This window comes from uncultured Roseibium sp. (assembly GCF_963675095.2).
Classification (GTDB): domain Bacteria; phylum Pseudomonadota; class Alphaproteobacteria; order Rhizobiales; family Stappiaceae; genus Roseibium.
Genome location: NZ_CAXXSJ010000004.1, coordinates 212741 through 228207, shown reverse-complemented (window position 1 = coordinate 228207; position 15467 = coordinate 212741). Strand labels below are relative to the sequence as shown.

Below are 15467 nucleotides of genomic sequence, written 5' to 3'. Positions count from 1 at the left end.
GGCCATTTCGATTTAACATCCCAAGGTGCAATCGTTCCGCTTGGACCTGATGGATTTGACCGTCTTGTTGCGATCCACCGTCTCCTAGCGAGCTTGCATGGCCGGACCATACCACCGGATACCAGGTTGACACGTCAGCAACGATGTCGAAACCGCAATATGCTGCAAGCTCATGATGGACGCCGGTGTGGCGCGACCTTGCTCGAGATCGCACAAGTTCTCTTCCGTCTCGGCCCCATGAGCCGTGAGGAATGGCAGGTATCTTCGCACCGCTTCGCGGTTATGGCCTTGTTGCGGGATGCCAAAGCTCTGGTTGCCGGAGGGTATCGAAAACTTCTGCGTCATCGCCGGCGATCTTAAGCCGAATTCGTGTGTGATCCGGTGTGCGAAAAAAGTCGCCCAATCTTCGCACTCCCCCTCCGCTTTGCCACTCCGCCATCGTGACCTCCATCGGCCGCTGCTGACCAGCGGCGCTCACCAATCCCTGGAGGTTCGACCATGCCCGATCCGCTCGCCGGAATGCCGCCGCGCTTTCTGCGCACCCCCGAAGCTGCGCGTTTTCTCGGCCTCTCCGGCCGCACGCTCGAAAAGCATCGCACCTACGGAACGGGGCCTGCATACCGCAAGCTAGGCGGCCGTGTCGTCTATTCGCTTGAGGACCTGCAGGCCTGGGCCAATCGCGGAGCTGTCACTTCGACATCAGATCCGAATGGGCAGGTGCTTCCGGCAAAGCGCCATAATGCGCAGCAGGCAAACGGCTCCGGCCGCGCCGTGCGATGAGGTGCGCCGTGATGGACCGCAAGTCTCCCTTACCTCACGATCAGATGGATCTGTTCCGGGCACTGCCCGGGGACCTGGCCCCGCGTGATGCGCAAGATCTGATGGCCTATCCTTTCTTTTCGCTCGCCAAATCCAGGCGTTTGAAGCCGATAGATTTCAAGGCGGGGCCGATCGTCATCCGCGTCGAGGCCGTCGCCGAGCACGGCATGGCGACCATCTGGGACGCGGATATCCTGATCTGGGCAGCATCGCAGATCGTCGAGGCACGCGATGCCGGCCTTCGGACCTCGCGCCTGATGGCGGCCACTCCTTACGAGATCCTGACGTTCATCGGCCGGGGTGTCAGCCGGAGAGATTACGACCGGCTCAAATCTGCCCTCGACCGGTTGCAGTCGACGACAGTCGCGACCTCGATCCGTCAGCCGACCGAACGGCGCATGCATCGATTTTCGTGGATCAACGAGTGGAAGGAGAGGGCCGACCATCGCGGGCGCCCTCTTGGCCTCGAGCTGATCCTGCCCGACTGGTTCTACGCCACCGTTCTTGAAGATGCCCTCGTGCTGACCATCGACCGGGCGTATTTCAGCCTGACCGGCGGTCTCGAGCGCTGGCTTTACCGGCTCGTGCGCAAACATGGTGGCCGCCAGGAATATGGCTGGAGCTTCTCGCTCAAGCACCTCCACGCCAAGTCCGGCAGCCTCTCACCGCTCAAGCACTTCACCTACGACCTGCGTGACATTGTCCGCCGGCAGCCTCTGCCGGGCTATCGCCTGGAACTGGACAGATCACTCGATGCGCCACCGCGCCTGTCTTTCGCTCCGACCGGTGAGGCGTCTGTCTCCCGCGCGCCCCATCAACGCCACGCCAACACTTGCTCTGGGGGAAAGCTGTGAATTCACTCGTGCTATCAGGGACCCGAACTATCATGCCATCGGGGACCCGAACCTCGTGCTATCGGGGACCGAAATCGGCAAATCCGATCGCAATGGCAATAGCTTACGCGTCCCGTAACTTACCTAACCAGAATTCCTTCGGAATTCTTCTAACGCCGGCGCGGTTTTCAGCCCCTGCGGATAAGTCCCCGAAGTGTCGTGGAGCAGCGACATGATCGTCGCTCTGCTCAACCAGAAGGGCGGTGTCGGCAAGACGACACTGGCGCTTAATCTGGCAGGAGAATGGGCGCGGCGCGGCAAGCGCGTCACGCTCATCGACGCCGATCCGCAAGGCTCGGCTTTGGACTGGTCGGAAGCTCGCAGCCGGGAAGGCCTGCCGAGACTGTTCGGTGTGGTCGGGCTTGCACGGGACACGCTGCATAGGGAAGCTCCGGACCTTGCCCAGAGCGCCGATCATGTTGTCATCGACGGGCCGCCCCGCGTTGCCGGCCTCATGCGCTCGGCACTGCTGGCTGCCGACCTGGTTCTGATCCCGGTGCAGCCATCGCCGCTCGACGGTTGGGCGTCGGCAGAGATGCTCGCCCTTGTCAACGAAGCGCGGATCTATCGGCCGCATCTGACGGCGCGTTTCGTTCTCAATCGCTGCGGCGCCCGTACCCTGATTGCCCGCGATACGGCTGAAGCCTTGTCCGACAACGATCCACCGGTCCTTGTCCAAACCGTCGGTCAGCGTGTTGCCTTTGCAAGCGCCGCCCAGTTCGGGCGGCTCATCAGCGAATTGGACAAGGACACGCCTGGTGCCCGGGAAATCGCGGCACTGGTGTCGGAGATCGACGGGCTCGGGATCGAGAGGCCAGGGTCATGAGCAATCAGTCGTCGCGTCAAGGCTTCGCATCGCGGCCGGCTGATCCCGAGCGTTGGGTCAAGGCTGCTGAGCGCAATTCAAGTGCTTCCGCCGCGAGCGGCTTTACCGCCCGCCTCACCATCGATGTGACACCCGATCAGCGTGCCCGGATCAAGATCGTGGCCTTCCAGCGCGGGATGACGGTTGCCGACATGCTGCGCGACCTCTTCGCGCGCGAATTCCCGATCACCGACGGAGAAAAGCCATGAGTGAGAAACCGCGCCGCAGATGGATGGGCCATCCCTTGCCCAACGATGTCACCTCGGAGATGACCTTGGTTGAACTAACTTGGGAAAAAGGCAAGATCGAGCACTGGATCCGCTTCGGCCACCATTCCTATGAGCACATTCTCAACGGCAGCGACCGCATCGTCGGTTTCTTGCCCGGATCGATCTTCTGTTTTGTCCGATGGGCGGCGAACGGCTACGGCACGGTGGTCTCGCGCATCGATATTCTGAGTGCGGTCGGACGCGGTGCACCTTACCAGACATTGCCCTTCGTGCGGCCCGGCGGGGAATTGCTTTTGAAGATCCATGGCTGGCCGAAGGTCGAGCGGGTGCTGCAGGCGATCGACGCGATCGAGGCGCTCACCATCGATCCGGCAGACGCTTCACCGGACTACTGGCGTCATCTTCACAACCGGCTGACCGTCGGCGAGGAAGCCCATCCCTATACGCGGCCCGAGCATCACGCCTGGCTCAAACGGCGGCGGGTCCAGTGATGCGCGGTCGCAGGTTCATCTTTGTGGCGGCTGCCCTGTCAGCGGCGCTCCCCCTGGCGCCGGTGGTCTTCGATTGGCAACCACGGCTCATCTGGAATGCTTCGGCCAGTGTGCCGGTCGGGCTCTATTATGCGCAGCCCGTCGGCAGGCTGAAGGTCGGTGACCTGATTGTCGCTATGCCGCACAAGGCACTCGCCGATTTCCTCAGCAAGCGGGAATACCTTCCGCGCGGTGTGCCGTTGATCAAACACGTGCTCGCGCTGCCCGGTGCCAATGTCTGTCGCAAGGGGGCGACGATCTTCGTCGGTGACAGGCTAATTGCACAGGCGCGGGAACGTGACAGTCTGGGCCGATCTTTGCCGCACTGGCAGGGCTGCCGCACGCTCGGTGAGGGCGAAATCTTTCTCATGAACCCGGACGCGCCGGACAGTTTTGATGGCCGGTATTTCGGGCCGCTCCCGGTTTCAGCGATTTCCGCAAAGCTCACGCCGGTCTGGACTGACGTGCCTGCTCGCTTCAAGCAATCACCGAACCGTCGCCCTCCTTCCCGGTTGAGCGGTGAGGAGTGATGCCGTGCGCCAAGCAATCCCTCTTCTCCTTATCGGCCTGTTCTTCGAGTGCGCCTCGGCCCATGCTGAGCCGGCAATTGCCGAGACGTCCAGGCTGCTGGCCGCAGGTGATCCATATGTCGCTCACATCGCAGAAGCGTCACAGCGCTTTGGCATTCCGGCGCACTGGATCAGGGCTATCATGGACACGGAAAGCTATGGCAATGCGAACGTCGTCTCCGCCGCCGGCGCCTTGGGACCGATGCAGGTGATGCCCGAGACCTCGGAGGAGTTGCGCATCCGATATGGTCTCAACGCGGACCCGTTCGATCCACACGACAACATTCTCGCAGGCACGGCGTATCTCCGCGAGATGTTCGACCGGTATGGCGACATTACCGGCATGCTGGCTGCCTACAATCCAGGTCCGGCGCGCTACGACGCCTATCTGGAAGCCTGTCGAGATTTGCCATCTGAAACACGGACCTATGTCGCACTGCTCGCCCCGGCGCTCGGCGGTTACCCGCTCCAGGACGTCAGCGATGCATCCTCGTGTTCAACAGATTGGCGCGACGCACCGCTCTTTGCGGCTCTCAATACCGCCGGCTTATCTGCAAACCGGCAGCAATTCGACGGTTGGTTCGGTGCTGCGCCGAATGCAGTTGAAACGGGCAGCGGGTACACTGGCTCCGGGGCGGCTGGAACCCTGTTTGTCCCCAGATCTTCCGGCGAGGGGTTTCGATGAACGCGATCGGCGGAGCCCGCACTCTGGAGTGCATCCGCGCAGGACAGAGCGGATTAGGGCCGGCGGTGTGTGACGCGGCCGGGGGATGGCGAGATAAAAGGGCGCAAGGTGCGCTTGGGTCGATCGGTTGTTTTTGTTGGTCTTTTTGTTGCCTATCGCAATGTGTGGCGAAAATCTGCAAGGTGCGCCTACCGCTTATCGCCCTGACTTTCCATAGTGTTTTGCACGTTGCGGAGATGCATCATGTCCGATGAGCACGATTTCCGCATCCGGCCCGGGCGCGTCCGGTCATCACGTGCGCAGCGGGCTCGCCCATTCATTGCCCAGGCATTGGCTGCTGCCCAGAAGGCTGGCGGACATGTGTCGCGCTCGGGCCGCATCGGGTCCAGCAGGCACTCGCGTTTCGGGCGCGGAAGAAGGGCGAGCGTTCAGGCCAATCGCCTTTTGACGGGTAGGTCCCGCATCGTGGTTATCAAGACGCGGGTCGTTCGTCATTCGGCACGATCCGCACCGCTTGCTGCCCATCTCAAATATCTTGGCCGGGAAGGCGTGACGCGAGATGGAGAAAAGGCGCGGATGTTCGGTCCCGGCGACGATGCCGTCGATCCGAAGGCGTTTGCCGAACGTTGCCAGGATGACCGGCACCATTTTCGTTTCATCGTCTCGCCGGAAGATGCCACGGACCTTGCTGATCTCAGATCCTTCAGCCGGGATCTGATGCGACAGATGGAAAAAGACCTCGCCACCGAGTTCAACTGGGTCGGCGTCGATCACTGGAACACCGACAATCCTCATGTCCACATCATCCTGCGCGGGAAGCTTGATGACGGCCAGGACCTAGTGATCTCCCGGGATTACATCAAGGAAGGTATGCGCGCCCGTGCACAGGATTTGGCGACATTGGAGCTTGGACCGCGCACCGATCTCGATATCCGTAACCATCTGGAGCGCCAGGTCGAGGCCGAACGCTGGACCCAGCTTGACCGTCAGCTTGTTCGAGACGGCCGCGGAACCGGCATCATTGACACGGCGCCCGACCCGGACCGGCAGCCGGATGAATATCACGGCATGAAGGTTGGACGCCTGCGCAAGCTGGAGGCGCTTGGCCTGGCTGAACAGATCGGTCCTGGTCAATGGGTGATTGGCGACGGCGCAGAAGCAACATTGCGCGAACTCAGCGAACGCGGCGACATCATCAAGCGGATGCATCGGGCTTTGACTGATCGGGGTATCGAACGTGGGTCGGCAAGTTACGTCCTTGCGGCCGAAAGTCTGGACACGCCCATCATCGGCCGGCTGGTCGAGCGCGGTCTCGACGATGAGCTGAAAGGGACTGCCTATGCTGTCGTCGATGGTATCGACGGCCGGACACATCACGTCAGGCTTCCCGATATTGACGCTGCCGGCGACAGCGCGCCGGGATCGATTGTTGAGCTCCGAAAATTTGATGATGCACGCGGGCGGCGGCGTGTAGCGATCGCCGTCCGCTCCGATCTCGACATCGGGCGGCAGGTCACCGCCTCGGGAGCTACCTGGCTCGATCGGCAGAACATTGCCCGCGAACCTCTTGCACCATCCGAAGGTGGTTTTGGTGCCGAGGTAAGGGAAGCGCTCGAACGCCGGGCAGAGCATCTGATCGAGGAGGGTCTTGCCGAGCGGAAGGGGCGGCGTATCACCTTTGCCCGAAACCTCATCGAGACATTGCGCCGCAAGGAGCTGGAAATGCTTGGCGATCGGCTGGCAGCCAAGACCGGGCTGCCGTTCAAACGTGCTGGTTACGGCGAGTATGTCGCCGGCACCTACCGCCAACGCTTTGACCTCGCCTCTGGCCGTTTCGCCATGATCGACGATGGTCTCGGTTTCCAGCTCGTACCCTGGACACCCTCACTCGAGAAACAACGTGGGCAGCTTGTGTCCGGCGTCACCCGTCCGGACGGCGGTGTGGACTGGAACTTTGGGCGCAAGCGAGGGCTCGGGCTTTAAAATCTGATTGATCGGGAGCGCCACAATGTCTGCGACAAAAATCCTCTGGGGCCAGCTTTTGGCGGTCTCTCTCATCGTGACGCTCACGACCTGGGGAGCAACGCAATACGTAGCCTGGAGACTGGGCTTTCAGGCGCAGCTCGGAACTCCCTGGTTCGAAGTGGCCGGTTGGCCAGTCTACTATCCGCCAGCCTTCTTCTGGTGGTGGTACTTCTATGATGCGTATGCGCCTGGAGTTTTTGTGCGTGGCGCTGTCATCGCTGCTTCCGGCGGATTTCTGTCCATCGCGGTCGCCATCGGCATGTCAGTCTGGCGGGCGCGCGAAGCAAAACGCGTTGAAACCTACGGTTCTGCCCGTTGGGCCGAAAAGGAAGAGGTAAGAGCGGCGAGCCTTTTCAATTCTGATGGCGTCATTCTCGGCTGCTACGAGGAAGACTATCTCCGTCATGATGGGCCGGAACATGTGCTCTGTTTTGCACCCACACGGTCAGGCAAGGGCGTCGGACTGGTTGTCCCTTCGCTGCTGACCTGGCCTGGCTCGGCCATCGTCCACGATATCAAGGGAGAAAACTGGCAACTTACCGCCGGCTTCCGCGCAAAGCATGGCCGGGTGCTGCTGTTCGATCCCACCAAGCCGAAATCGGCCGCCTACAATCCGTTGCTCGAAGTCCGCCGCGGTGAATGGGAAGTACGCGACGTCCAGAACATTGCGGACATCCTGGTGGATCCGGAAGGGTCGCTCGAAAAGCGGAACCATTGGGAGAAGACGTCACACGCGCTTCTCGTAGGTGCCATCCTGCATGTCCTCTATGCCGAAGAGGACAAGACACTGGCGGGTGTCGCGGCTTTCCTGTCCGATCCGAAACGACCGATCGAGTCGACATTGGCTGCGATGATGAAGACTGCCCATCTGGGTGAAGCCGGTCCGCATCCGGTGATTGCCAGCGCGGCACGCGAGTTGCTCAACAAGTCCGAGAACGAACGCTCCGGTGTACTATCGACTGCCATGTCGTTCCTGGGGCTTTACCGGGATCCCGTCGTGGCAGAGGTGACGCGTCGATGTGACTGGCGGATTGCCGATATGGTGGGAGGCCCAAGTCCCACGAGCCTTTACCTCGTGGTTCCACCATCGGACATCAATCGCACCAAACCGCTGATCCGCCTGATCCTCAATCAGATTGGCCGACGGCTTACGGAAGACCTCCGGGTGAACTCGGGCCGGCACCGGTTGCTTTTGATGCTGGATGAGTTTCCGGCTCTCGGCCGATTGGATTTCTTCGAGTCGGCCCTCGCTTTCATGGCTGGTTACGGCCTCAAGAGTTTCCTGATCGCACAGTCCTTGAACCAGATTGAGAAGGCTTACGGGCCGAACAATTCGATCCTCGACAATTGCCACGTCCGCGTCAGCTTCGCCACGAATGACGAGCGAACCGCCAAACGTATTTCCGATGCTTTGGGCACCGCCACGGAGATGAAGGCGATGAAGAACTATGCCGGCCACCGGCTGAGCCCCTGGCTCGGCCATCTGATGGTCTCCCGGTCCGAGACTGCACGTCAATTGCTGACGCCCGGTGAAATCATGCAGCTTCCACCGACCGACGAGATCGTCATGGTTGCGGGCACGCCGCCGATCCGGGCGAAAAAGGCGCGCTATTACGAAGACAAGCGGTTGAGCGAACGCATCCTGCCGCCACCCAAGTTGGCGCCGCCCCTCCAACGACGTGCCGATGATTGGAGCGACCTGCCGGTTTCTGCCAGTTCCGAGGTCATCCAACGAATGCCAGAACTGGTCAAGGAGGACGAGGATCCAACCGGATCCGAACGACGGCACCAACCGGAGCTCAGCAGAGTTGAGCCAGTCCAACAGAGGGAGCCGGTCAAAAACGAATTCGAGATCGACTTGATGGATGACGCAGACGATGACACCGCACGGACCAACCGGATGACCCGGGTCCTGCAAGGTGTGGCGCGGCAAGTCTCGCTTGATCCCGGCGATGGCATGGAGCTTTGACGGCAATGGTGGCCCGCAAGAAGAAGGCCCAGATCTCTGCCTATCTCGACCAGGACGTCATGAAGATGCTGTCCGATTACGCCGCACGCCGGGATCTGTCGCAGTCGCTGGTCGTCGAGGCCGCCGTTGCGTCTTTTCTGTCGCCAGATGCTGATGAGCGGCGCGAAGCAGCTATCACCAAGCGCCTGGATCAGATCGACCGGCGGATGGCGCGGCTGGAGCGCGATCTCGGGATATCCGTCGAGACTCTTGCCATATTCGTCCGCTTCTGGCTTGCGACAACGCCGGCGTTGCCGGACCCGGTTGCTCAAGCCGCGCGAGCAAAGGCCGGTGAGCGATACGATGCCTTCGTCAGCGCGCTCGGGAGAAGATTGGCCAAGGGGCCGAAATTGAGGCACGAAGTTTCCGAGGATGTTCCTAGGGAACCAGATTAGGGTTGCCCAAAAAGGGTAGCCGTAGTTGTGTCCGAAAAGGTGTTGGCGTTTTGATTTCGGAACGTCCTCGCTGCACGCTCGTGTACCGACTTACTAGTGGAAGATGCCTAAGCTGACAGGCAGCAACTCGTCCCCACTTCGGTCGTTCACCACGGTGAAGCCTACGCCTGAAAGAAGACATTCATTTGAGGTGCAGCAAATTCACAGGATGGGCGGTAAGCGGGCTTTTGCTGCGGTGTGAATGAATTGCCGGAAAGCGGACTTTGCTGCCATTCGCCCAAGGGCGGCTTTGACTGTTTCGGCGAGCTACAGCTCGACCAGTCGTTCTTCAACAGGGCTGGACTGCACGACCGACGAGTTGGTCGCACCAAAGGGGACGATCCGATCAATCACGGCTTCCATTTCCGCAACATCGCGGACATGCGCCCGCGCGACGAAGCAGTCTTCGCCAGACACGCGATCACAGGCGATGATCTGGGGGGTCCCTTGGATCGCTTCGATCATGTTGCTCATTTCACCCGGCAATGGCCTTGCCCGGATCAGGATCGTGAGGCCATAGCCAAGGCGTGCCGGGTCGATCCGTGCGCCGTAGCCGGTGATAATCCCGACATCCTCAAGACGCCGCACGCGATCCGCGACACTTGGCGCAGACAGACCAACCCGCCGCGATAACTCTGCACGAGGAATACGTGAGTCAGCGCACAGCTCGCGCAGAATCGCTGCATCTATGGTGTCAAGACCGGTTTCTTCGGATCGAAGGTTTCTTGTCTGTAATTCCTTCTTTCGTGTCTTCAATTCTGTCACCGACATATCTGATCTCCATATCAAATCTTGTAAACACCTTGCATTATAACTGCATGACAGATCAAGCCCCCACAAACCCCGCCCCCGTCAGCGCCCCCGGAGCCATGTCACGCATGTCCGAGGCCGTTCCCCCTCACGCGTGGTTCGGCGTCTCTGCCGTATTCCACTACCTCGGACCTGCCTTTGCCGTCTTGCTGTTCCCGGTCGTCGGCGTCTTGGGTGTGGCATGGTTCCGCATCGCGTCTGCCGCTCTGGTGTTCGCGCCAATCACGAAGCCTTGGCGGACATTTAAGAAGTCCAGCAACAAGGAACGTCTGCTTCTACTCGCGCTTGGGGCCTGCCTCGCGATCATGAACAGTTCGTTCTATCTCGCGCTTGATCGGCTTCCGATTGCCCTGGTTGCGGCTATCGAGTTTGTCGGCACCATTGGTATCGCGCTCTGGGGGCTGCGGACCGGGCGCAATTATCTGGCCTTTGTTGTCGCCATCGTTGGTGTCGCGCTTCTGATCGACGTTCCGTCGCTTCTCGCTGCTGATGGGAATGCCCTCACATCGGACTTGCTTGGCTTGTTCTGGGCGGTGCTGAATGGCTCGCTCTTCGTCCTATATATCATCTTGGGTCACAAGATTTCTGAGGGCGGTGCATCCGGCGGTGTGGAGCGCCTTGGCGCGGCGATGACGGCAGCTTTTATCTTCGTGATGCCAATCGGGTTCTTGCAGGCGCTTGAAGCCTTCGGCGCGCCTCTGCTCGTGTTGGCCGGGATTGGCGTCGGCATTTGTTCTTCGGTGATCCCCTACATCTGCGACCAGCTCGCCATGTCACACCTGCCGCGAGCCAGCTTCGCTTTCCTCCTGGCCTTGTTGCCCGCAACCGCAACGATCATCGGCGTCATTGTCCTGCGCCAGATTCCAAGCGCCATAGACGTTCTAGGCGTCGTGTTGGTGATGATCGGTGTGGCCGTTCACAAACCCGCCACGATGCCGGTTCCGATGGTTCCGCAACAGGATGCCGCCTGACCAACAGCCTGAAAACAAGACCCCGAAACATCTAAGGAGAAAGCCCATGTATTCGCTTCTGTTATGGTTTTTGAGAGTGTCTTGCGCCTTCAGCCGGGTTAACAGTGAAAACCTGCATACGACACCAAAAACCCACAAGGTCATCACGCCAGCAGGCTTTGGACATTGAAGATCAATCCAGCAGCCCCGCACGGCGCTAGTCAGTGACCACGCCTGTTCCCGCGCGATCCGCCGGGGTTGTGCTGGGCATCCTCGGGATGCTGGGTTTCAGCGGGACACTGGTGACAACCCGTGTGGCCGTCACCGACTTCACGCCACTCGACATCACTTGCGCCCGGATCGTCATCGCGGGCGGTCTGGGCGCAGCCTTCCTGTTTCTCACAGACCAACGCGCACCGCCCGAGCGCAGGTTCCTCCTGCCGATCTTGGTGATGGGTCTGGGGCTGGCTGTTGGCTATCCGTTCTTCCTCGCCATGGCGCTTGAAACCGTGCCTGCGGTCCACGGCGCGGTCGTGACCGGCCTTGCTCCGGCGGCGACGGCGATCATTGCCGTGCTGCGCACGGGCGAGAGACCGCCCTTGGCCTTCTGGATTGCCTGCCTGACCGGCTTCTGTGCCGTCCTCTACTTCGCCTATGTCGCAGGTGGGGGGCATCTGAGCTTGGCGGACGGCTGGTTGTTCCTCGGGATGCTCAGCCTTGGCATCGCCTATGTCGAAGGGGGACGGGTCTCCCGCGAGTTGGGCGGGTCCGTGACCCTAAGCTGGGCAATGCTGTTTCTGACACCCTTTGCGACACTGCCATTGGTGATTGGCCTCGATGCGTTTGACGCCGCTGCCGTCTCAGCTGCGAGCTGGGTATCGCTCGCCTATCTCGGGATCATCAGCATTTTTTTGGCATCGGTGTTCTGGTATCGCGGCCTCGCCCTCGGCGGCATCGCCCGCATCGGCCAGATCAACCTTCTTCTGCCCCTCACTGCACTTGGGTGGTCAGCGCTTTTTCTCGGAGAGCAGATCACGACGACGGCCATCGTCTGCGCAATCATCGTCCTTGCTTCGATGATAATGTGCCTGAAAAGCCGAAGCTGACATTCGTCACTATGCAGCATTTGGCAGGTGTGGGCTGATTTTGTTGAAAAACTATTGTTGCGATGCGGTGTGAACGCTGATTCAATTCCTTCAGGTCATTGGAGGATTGAGTCGGATGATGGGAGCAAGGCAAGATGTCCAAAGTGCTCTTTTCTATGAGTTTTCCATCGAAGAGCACGTGCCTGATGATCATCTTCTGCGGTCGATAGACCGGTTCGTCGATCTATCCGACATCCGGGCTGACCTGGCCCCGTTTTACAGCCACACGGGGCGTCCGTCGGTTGATCCGGAATTGATGATCAGAATGCTGTTGATCGGATACACCCATGGCATCCGGTCCGAGCGCCGTCTTTGCGAAGAAGTGCATCTCAATCTTGCCTATAGATGGTTTTGCCGGTTGGATCTCACGGATCGCGTGCCGGATCACTCGACCTTTTCCAAGAACCGTCATGGCCGCTTTAGGGACAGTGATCTGTTCCGGAAAGTGTTTGAGGCGGTGGTTGCCCGTTGCATTGACGAGGGCGTTGTCGGCGGGGAGCACTTTGCGACCGACGCCAGCCTCATTCAAGCAGATGCCAACAAACAGAATTCCACCGCCAAGGAAGACTGGGACCTGGACAAGATAAATCCGGAGACAGCCTCCCGGGCCGTTCGGGAATATCTGTTTGCTCTGGATGACGAGGCCTTTGGCGCCGCGAGCGATGTGGTCCCCAAGTTCACGTCTCATTCAGATCCGTCTAGTCAATGGACGGCCGCTCTGGATGGCCCGGCATTCTTCGCTTATTCCAACAATTACCTCATCGATACCGATCATTCGATCATCGTGGATGTCGAGGCCTGCCGCTCCATCCGCACCGGCGAGACGTTTGCCACACGCACCATGATCGAGCGGGTGATGGAGCGCTTCGGGCTTTGGCCGGAGCGCTTGATCGAGGATACCGCTTATGGATCGGGCGAGTTCCTGGGGTGGTTGGTCGAGGAACACGGGATCGAACCGCATATCCCTGTCATCCATTGCCCGGCAGGCGATGCAACGCATCGCCCAGAGGGACAAGTCTCAGCGGACGGACGGAACCTTCTCGCGAGAAGACTTCACGTATGACTACAACACGGATGCATACACGTGCCCGGCCGGGAAACAGCTGCTGAAAAGCCGGCGCCCCTTTCAAACCATACGTCAGGAGCCGAAGGATACCGGCTTTGTCAAATACGGTGCCGCAAAGGCTGATTGTGAAGCATGCCAGCTCAAGGAACGATGCTGCCCAAAGGGAGCTCCGCGCAGGCTGCTTCATTCGCAACATGAAGGTGCTCGCCGGATGGCGCGAGACATTGCCAAAACCGAAGATTATCTGATCTCTCGCAAGCTCAGGAAGAAAGTCGAGATGCTGTTCGCACATCTCAAACGTATTCTCGGGTTAAGACGGCTCAGATTGCGAGGTCCGTGTGGTGCAAAAGACGAATTCCTCCTCGCCGCAACCGCTCAAAACCTCAGAAAACTCGCAAAACTCTTTCCAATCGGCAAAAACCCCAGACCAGCGTGAAAACACCTTGCGCGCCTATTCTTGAAAACCCAATCCGGCGACCTGCAAACCAGACTTTTTCAACGGTATCGGCTCGAAGCGGTTGTTAGCTGCGAAAGTGACGAAGGTCGGCTTCGGGCCGAAATCGACATCCTGTCCGGGGCTGGCGAATGTCAGCTAAGCACAATCGGCGAACGCAAGCCGACTATCCCCTTCCGGCCCCATAATTCATTCATGATGATGATGATGGGTATGCCCTGACACCACTGGTCAAACCGCCCTTTCCCTGTCTTTGCACGCCATACTACGACGCCATCAAATAGCTATTGAACCTCTCCAAAATCAGGTCCTTTTAATCATCCCCGTCCGGGACCGTTCCTGTCGTCCCCGGCATCAACGGGGATCCCATGACGACACCACATCAAGCCCCGGAAGGTCAGGCACGCAGCGCGCGCATGCTCCGCACGGCTCTCGGACCGGCAATCACCCGCCTTCTGGAAGATCCCGCCGTGATCGAGGTGATGCTGAACCCGGACGGGCGCATCTGGGTTGACCGGCTGTCCGAAGGCCTGTCGGCCACCGATGTGCGGTTGTCACCGTCCGACGGCGAACGCATCGTACGCCTGACAGCGCATCATGTCGGAGTGGAAGTCCATAGCGGTGCGCCACGTGTTTCCGCCGAACTCCCCGAGACGGGAGAACGGTTCGAAGGACTTCTTCCTCCTGTCGTTGCCGCTCCGACTTTCGCGATCCGCAAGCCTGCCGTCGCTGTTTTTACCCTGGAAGATTACGTTGCGGCCGGCATCATGATGCCGGCACAGGCCGAAGCACTCCGCTTGGGCGTCGCGACACGCGCAAACATTCTCGTTGCCGGGGGCACCAGTACCGGCAAAACCACACTGACCAACGCGCTTTTGGCCGAGGTCGCCAAGAGCTCAGACCGTGTGATCCTCATAGAGGACACCCGCGAGCTCCAGTGCGCCGCGCCCAACCTCGTCGCGATGCGCACCAAGGACGGCGTCGCCTCCCTGTCCGACCTCGTCCGCTCTTCCCTGCGTCTGCGCCCCGATCGCATCCCGATCGGTGAGGTGCGTGGGCCGGAGGCCCTTGACCTCCTGAAGGCCTGGGGAACGGGCCATCCCGGGGGCATCGGCACGATCCATGCCGGTTCCGCCATTGGTGCCCTGCGCCGGCTGGAACAGCTCATCCAGGAAGCCGTCGTCACTGTCCCACGCGCCCTGATCGCGGAAACGATTGACCTCATCGCCGTCCTTGCCGGGCGTGGATCCCAGCGGCGGCTCGCGGAGCTTGCCCGTGTCGAAGGTCTTGGTCCCAACGGTGACTACCGCGTTTCCCCGGCCGTTCCCGCAACGTCCTCACACCTTGGAGATCCTTCATGATCCGAACCATCCTTCGCGTGCGCCGTCCCATCGCGACTGCCGTAGTAGTCGCTTATGTCAGCGTGTTATCCATTTCTGCCGCCCACGCTGCCGGGTCTTCCATGCCTTGGGAAGCACCGCTTCAGTCGATCCTGGAATCCATCGAGGGGCCGGTCGCCAAGATCGTTGCGGTGATCATCATCATCGTAACCGGCCTGTCGCTGGCCTTCGGCGATACGTCCGGCGGGTTCCGGCGCTTGATCCAGATTGTCTTCGGCCTGTCGATCGCCTTTGCCGCCAGTTCCTTTTTTCTGTCGTTCTTTTCCTTCGGCGGCGGGGCGCTCGTCTGATGGTGGAGACATTCGAACAGCAAGGCGAAGTGCCGGGTTTCAGCGTCGCGGTTCATCGGTCCTTGAGCGAACCGATCCTGCTCGGCGGCGCACCTCGTGCCATTGCGATCCTCAACGGAACGCTTGCCGGCGCTGTCGGCCTTGGCCTGCGCCTCTGGCTGCTCGGAATTGCCATCTGGATGATCTGCCATCTCGCCGCGGTCTGGGCCGCAAAGAGCGATCCGCTCTTTGCTGAAGTTGGACGCCGGCATCTGCGCATTCCCGCGCATCTGTCGGTTTGAGCGGAGACCCGGT

General features: G+C 60.3%; 17 protein-coding genes and 1 pseudogene. 17 read left to right on the top strand and 1 reads right to left on the bottom strand.

All coding sequences use genetic code 11. The features are described from left to right. The first annotated feature begins 30 nt into the window (after positions 1 to 30). The 11 genes from ABIN98_RS02760 to ABIN98_RS02710 all read left to right on the top strand — a co-directional run bounded on the left by ABIN98_RS02760 (position 31) and on the right by ABIN98_RS02710 (position 9019). The gene (locus ABIN98_RS02760) at positions 31 to 360 is read left to right on the top strand and encodes a DUF2285 domain-containing protein (RefSeq protein WP_346907202.1); all 330 of its coding nucleotides are present in this window, start codon (positions 31 to 33) and stop codon (positions 358 to 360) included. A gap of 138 nt (positions 361 to 498) precedes the next feature. After that, the gene (locus ABIN98_RS02755) at positions 499 to 780 is read left to right on the top strand and encodes a helix-turn-helix domain-containing protein (protein ID WP_346907171.1); all 282 of its coding nucleotides are present in this window, start codon (positions 499 to 501) and stop codon (positions 778 to 780) included. A gap of 11 nt (positions 781 to 791) precedes the next feature. Continuing rightward, on the top strand, positions 792 to 1673 hold the full coding sequence (locus tag ABIN98_RS02750; RefSeq protein WP_346907200.1) for a replication initiator protein A: 882 nt from the start codon (positions 792 to 794) through the stop codon (positions 1671 to 1673). A 211-nt stretch (positions 1674 to 1884) separates the two neighbouring features. Further along, positions 1885 to 2538, top strand: a complete 654-nt coding sequence (gene parA / locus ABIN98_RS02745) for a ParA family partition ATPase (RefSeq protein WP_346907169.1) — start codon at positions 1885 to 1887, stop codon at positions 2536 to 2538. Next, positions 2535 to 2786 (top strand): hypothetical protein, encoded by a 252-nt coding sequence (locus ABIN98_RS02740; protein WP_346907167.1) that lies wholly within the window; start codon positions 2535 to 2537, stop codon positions 2784 to 2786. Before parA ends, ABIN98_RS02740 begins: the two co-directional genes overlap by 4 nt. Beyond that, on the top strand, positions 2783 to 3298 hold the full coding sequence (locus tag ABIN98_RS02735; RefSeq protein ID WP_394701407.1) for a DUF2840 domain-containing protein: 516 nt from the start codon (positions 2783 to 2785) through the stop codon (positions 3296 to 3298). Before ABIN98_RS02740 ends, ABIN98_RS02735 begins: the two co-directional genes overlap by 4 nt. Before the next feature lie 23 nt (positions 3299 to 3321). Next, positions 3322 to 3867 carry a S26 family signal peptidase gene (locus ABIN98_RS02730; RefSeq protein WP_346907165.1) on the top strand — a complete coding sequence of 182 codons (546 nt, stop codon included), beginning with the start codon at positions 3322 to 3324 and terminating at the stop codon, positions 3865 to 3867. 4 nt (positions 3868 to 3871) lie between these two features. Beyond that, on the top strand, positions 3872 to 4591 hold the full coding sequence (locus tag ABIN98_RS02725; protein ID WP_394701406.1) for a lytic transglycosylase domain-containing protein: 720 nt from the start codon (positions 3872 to 3874) through the stop codon (positions 4589 to 4591). A gap of 243 nt (positions 4592 to 4834) precedes the next feature. Then, positions 4835 to 6574, top strand: a complete 1740-nt coding sequence (locus ABIN98_RS02720) for a DUF3363 domain-containing protein (RefSeq protein WP_346907163.1) — start codon at positions 4835 to 4837, stop codon at positions 6572 to 6574. Positions 6575 to 6599: 25 nt separating this feature from the next. Further along, positions 6600 to 8585: a conjugal transfer protein TraG gene (locus ABIN98_RS02715; RefSeq protein WP_346907161.1), complete on the top strand. Its 1986-nt coding sequence runs from the start codon at positions 6600 to 6602 to the stop codon at positions 8583 to 8585. A gap of 5 nt (positions 8586 to 8590) precedes the next feature. After that, a complete protein-coding gene (locus ABIN98_RS02710; RefSeq protein WP_346907159.1) occupies positions 8591 to 9019 on the top strand; it encodes a CopG family transcriptional regulator in 429 nt (142 codons plus the stop codon). 306 nt (positions 9020 to 9325) lie between these two features. Here ABIN98_RS02710 and ABIN98_RS02705 read toward each other — a convergent pair whose 3' ends face one another. Further along, a complete protein-coding gene (locus ABIN98_RS02705) occupies positions 9326 to 9829 on the bottom strand; it encodes an Lrp/AsnC family transcriptional regulator (RefSeq protein ID WP_346907157.1) in 504 nt (167 codons plus the stop codon). A 107-nt stretch (positions 9830 to 9936) separates the two neighbouring features. Between ABIN98_RS02705 and ABIN98_RS02700 the strand changes: the two genes are divergently transcribed. The 6 genes and pseudogenes from ABIN98_RS02700 (at position 9937) to ABIN98_RS02675 (ending at position 15454) form a co-directional block, all read left to right on the top strand. Continuing rightward, on the top strand, positions 9937 to 10839 hold the full coding sequence (locus tag ABIN98_RS02700) for an EamA family transporter (protein WP_346907155.1): 903 nt from the start codon (positions 9937 to 9939) through the stop codon (positions 10837 to 10839). 203 nt (positions 10840 to 11042) lie between these two features. Further along, on the top strand, positions 11043 to 11924 hold the full coding sequence (locus tag ABIN98_RS02695; protein ID WP_346907153.1) for a DMT family transporter: 882 nt from the start codon (positions 11043 to 11045) through the stop codon (positions 11922 to 11924). A gap of 115 nt (positions 11925 to 12039) precedes the next feature. Then, a pseudogene (locus ABIN98_RS02690) lies at positions 12040 to 13465 on the top strand (transposase). Positions 13466 to 13851: 386 nt separating this feature from the next. Then, a complete protein-coding gene (trbB, locus tag ABIN98_RS02685; protein ID WP_346907151.1) occupies positions 13852 to 14844 on the top strand; it encodes a P-type conjugative transfer ATPase TrbB in 993 nt (330 codons plus the stop codon). Beyond that, positions 14841 to 15173: a TrbC/VirB2 family protein gene (locus ABIN98_RS02680; RefSeq protein WP_281927959.1), complete on the top strand. Its 333-nt coding sequence runs from the start codon at positions 14841 to 14843 to the stop codon at positions 15171 to 15173. The genes trbB and ABIN98_RS02680 overlap by 4 nt, the downstream gene beginning before the upstream one ends. Further along, entirely contained in the window at positions 15173 to 15454 is a 282-nt protein-coding gene (locus ABIN98_RS02675) for a VirB3 family type IV secretion system protein (protein ID WP_281927961.1), read from the top strand. Before ABIN98_RS02680 ends, ABIN98_RS02675 begins: the two co-directional genes overlap by 1 nt. Positions 15455 to 15467: the final 13 nt, after the last annotated feature.

What these genes read in the sequence shown, in the direction of transcription:
- ABIN98_RS02680 (WP_281927959.1), top strand. Translation starts at nt 14,841, where the DNA reads ATGATCCGAACCATCCTTCGCGTGCGCCGTCCCATCGCGACTGCCGTA.
- ABIN98_RS02715 (WP_346907161.1), top strand. Translation starts at nt 6,600, where the DNA reads ATGTCTGCGACAAAAATCCTCTGGGGCCAGCTTTTGGCGGTCTCTCTC.
- ABIN98_RS02705 (WP_346907157.1), bottom strand. Translation starts at nt 9,829, where the DNA reads ATGTCGGTGACAGAATTGAAGACACGAAAGAAGGAATTACAGACAAGA.
- trbB (WP_346907151.1), top strand. Translation starts at nt 13,852, where the DNA reads ATGACGACACCACATCAAGCCCCGGAAGGTCAGGCACGCAGCGCGCGC.
- ABIN98_RS02710 (WP_346907159.1), top strand. Translation starts at nt 8,591, where the DNA reads ATGGTGGCCCGCAAGAAGAAGGCCCAGATCTCTGCCTATCTCGACCAG.
- ABIN98_RS02740 (WP_346907167.1), top strand. Translation starts at nt 2,535, where the DNA reads ATGAGCAATCAGTCGTCGCGTCAAGGCTTCGCATCGCGGCCGGCTGAT.
- ABIN98_RS02750 (WP_346907200.1), top strand. Translation starts at nt 792, where the DNA reads ATGGACCGCAAGTCTCCCTTACCTCACGATCAGATGGATCTGTTCCGG.
- ABIN98_RS02735 (WP_394701407.1), top strand. Translation starts at nt 2,783, where the DNA reads ATGAGTGAGAAACCGCGCCGCAGATGGATGGGCCATCCCTTGCCCAAC.
- ABIN98_RS02700 (WP_346907155.1), top strand. Translation starts at nt 9,937, where the DNA reads ATGTCCGAGGCCGTTCCCCCTCACGCGTGGTTCGGCGTCTCTGCCGTA.
- ABIN98_RS02675 (WP_281927961.1), top strand. Translation starts at nt 15,173, where the DNA reads ATGGTGGAGACATTCGAACAGCAAGGCGAAGTGCCGGGTTTCAGCGTC.
- parA (WP_346907169.1), top strand. Translation starts at nt 1,885, where the DNA reads ATGATCGTCGCTCTGCTCAACCAGAAGGGCGGTGTCGGCAAGACGACA.
- ABIN98_RS02755 (WP_346907171.1), top strand. Translation starts at nt 499, where the DNA reads ATGCCCGATCCGCTCGCCGGAATGCCGCCGCGCTTTCTGCGCACCCCC.
- ABIN98_RS02720 (WP_346907163.1), top strand. Translation starts at nt 4,835, where the DNA reads ATGTCCGATGAGCACGATTTCCGCATCCGGCCCGGGCGCGTCCGGTCA.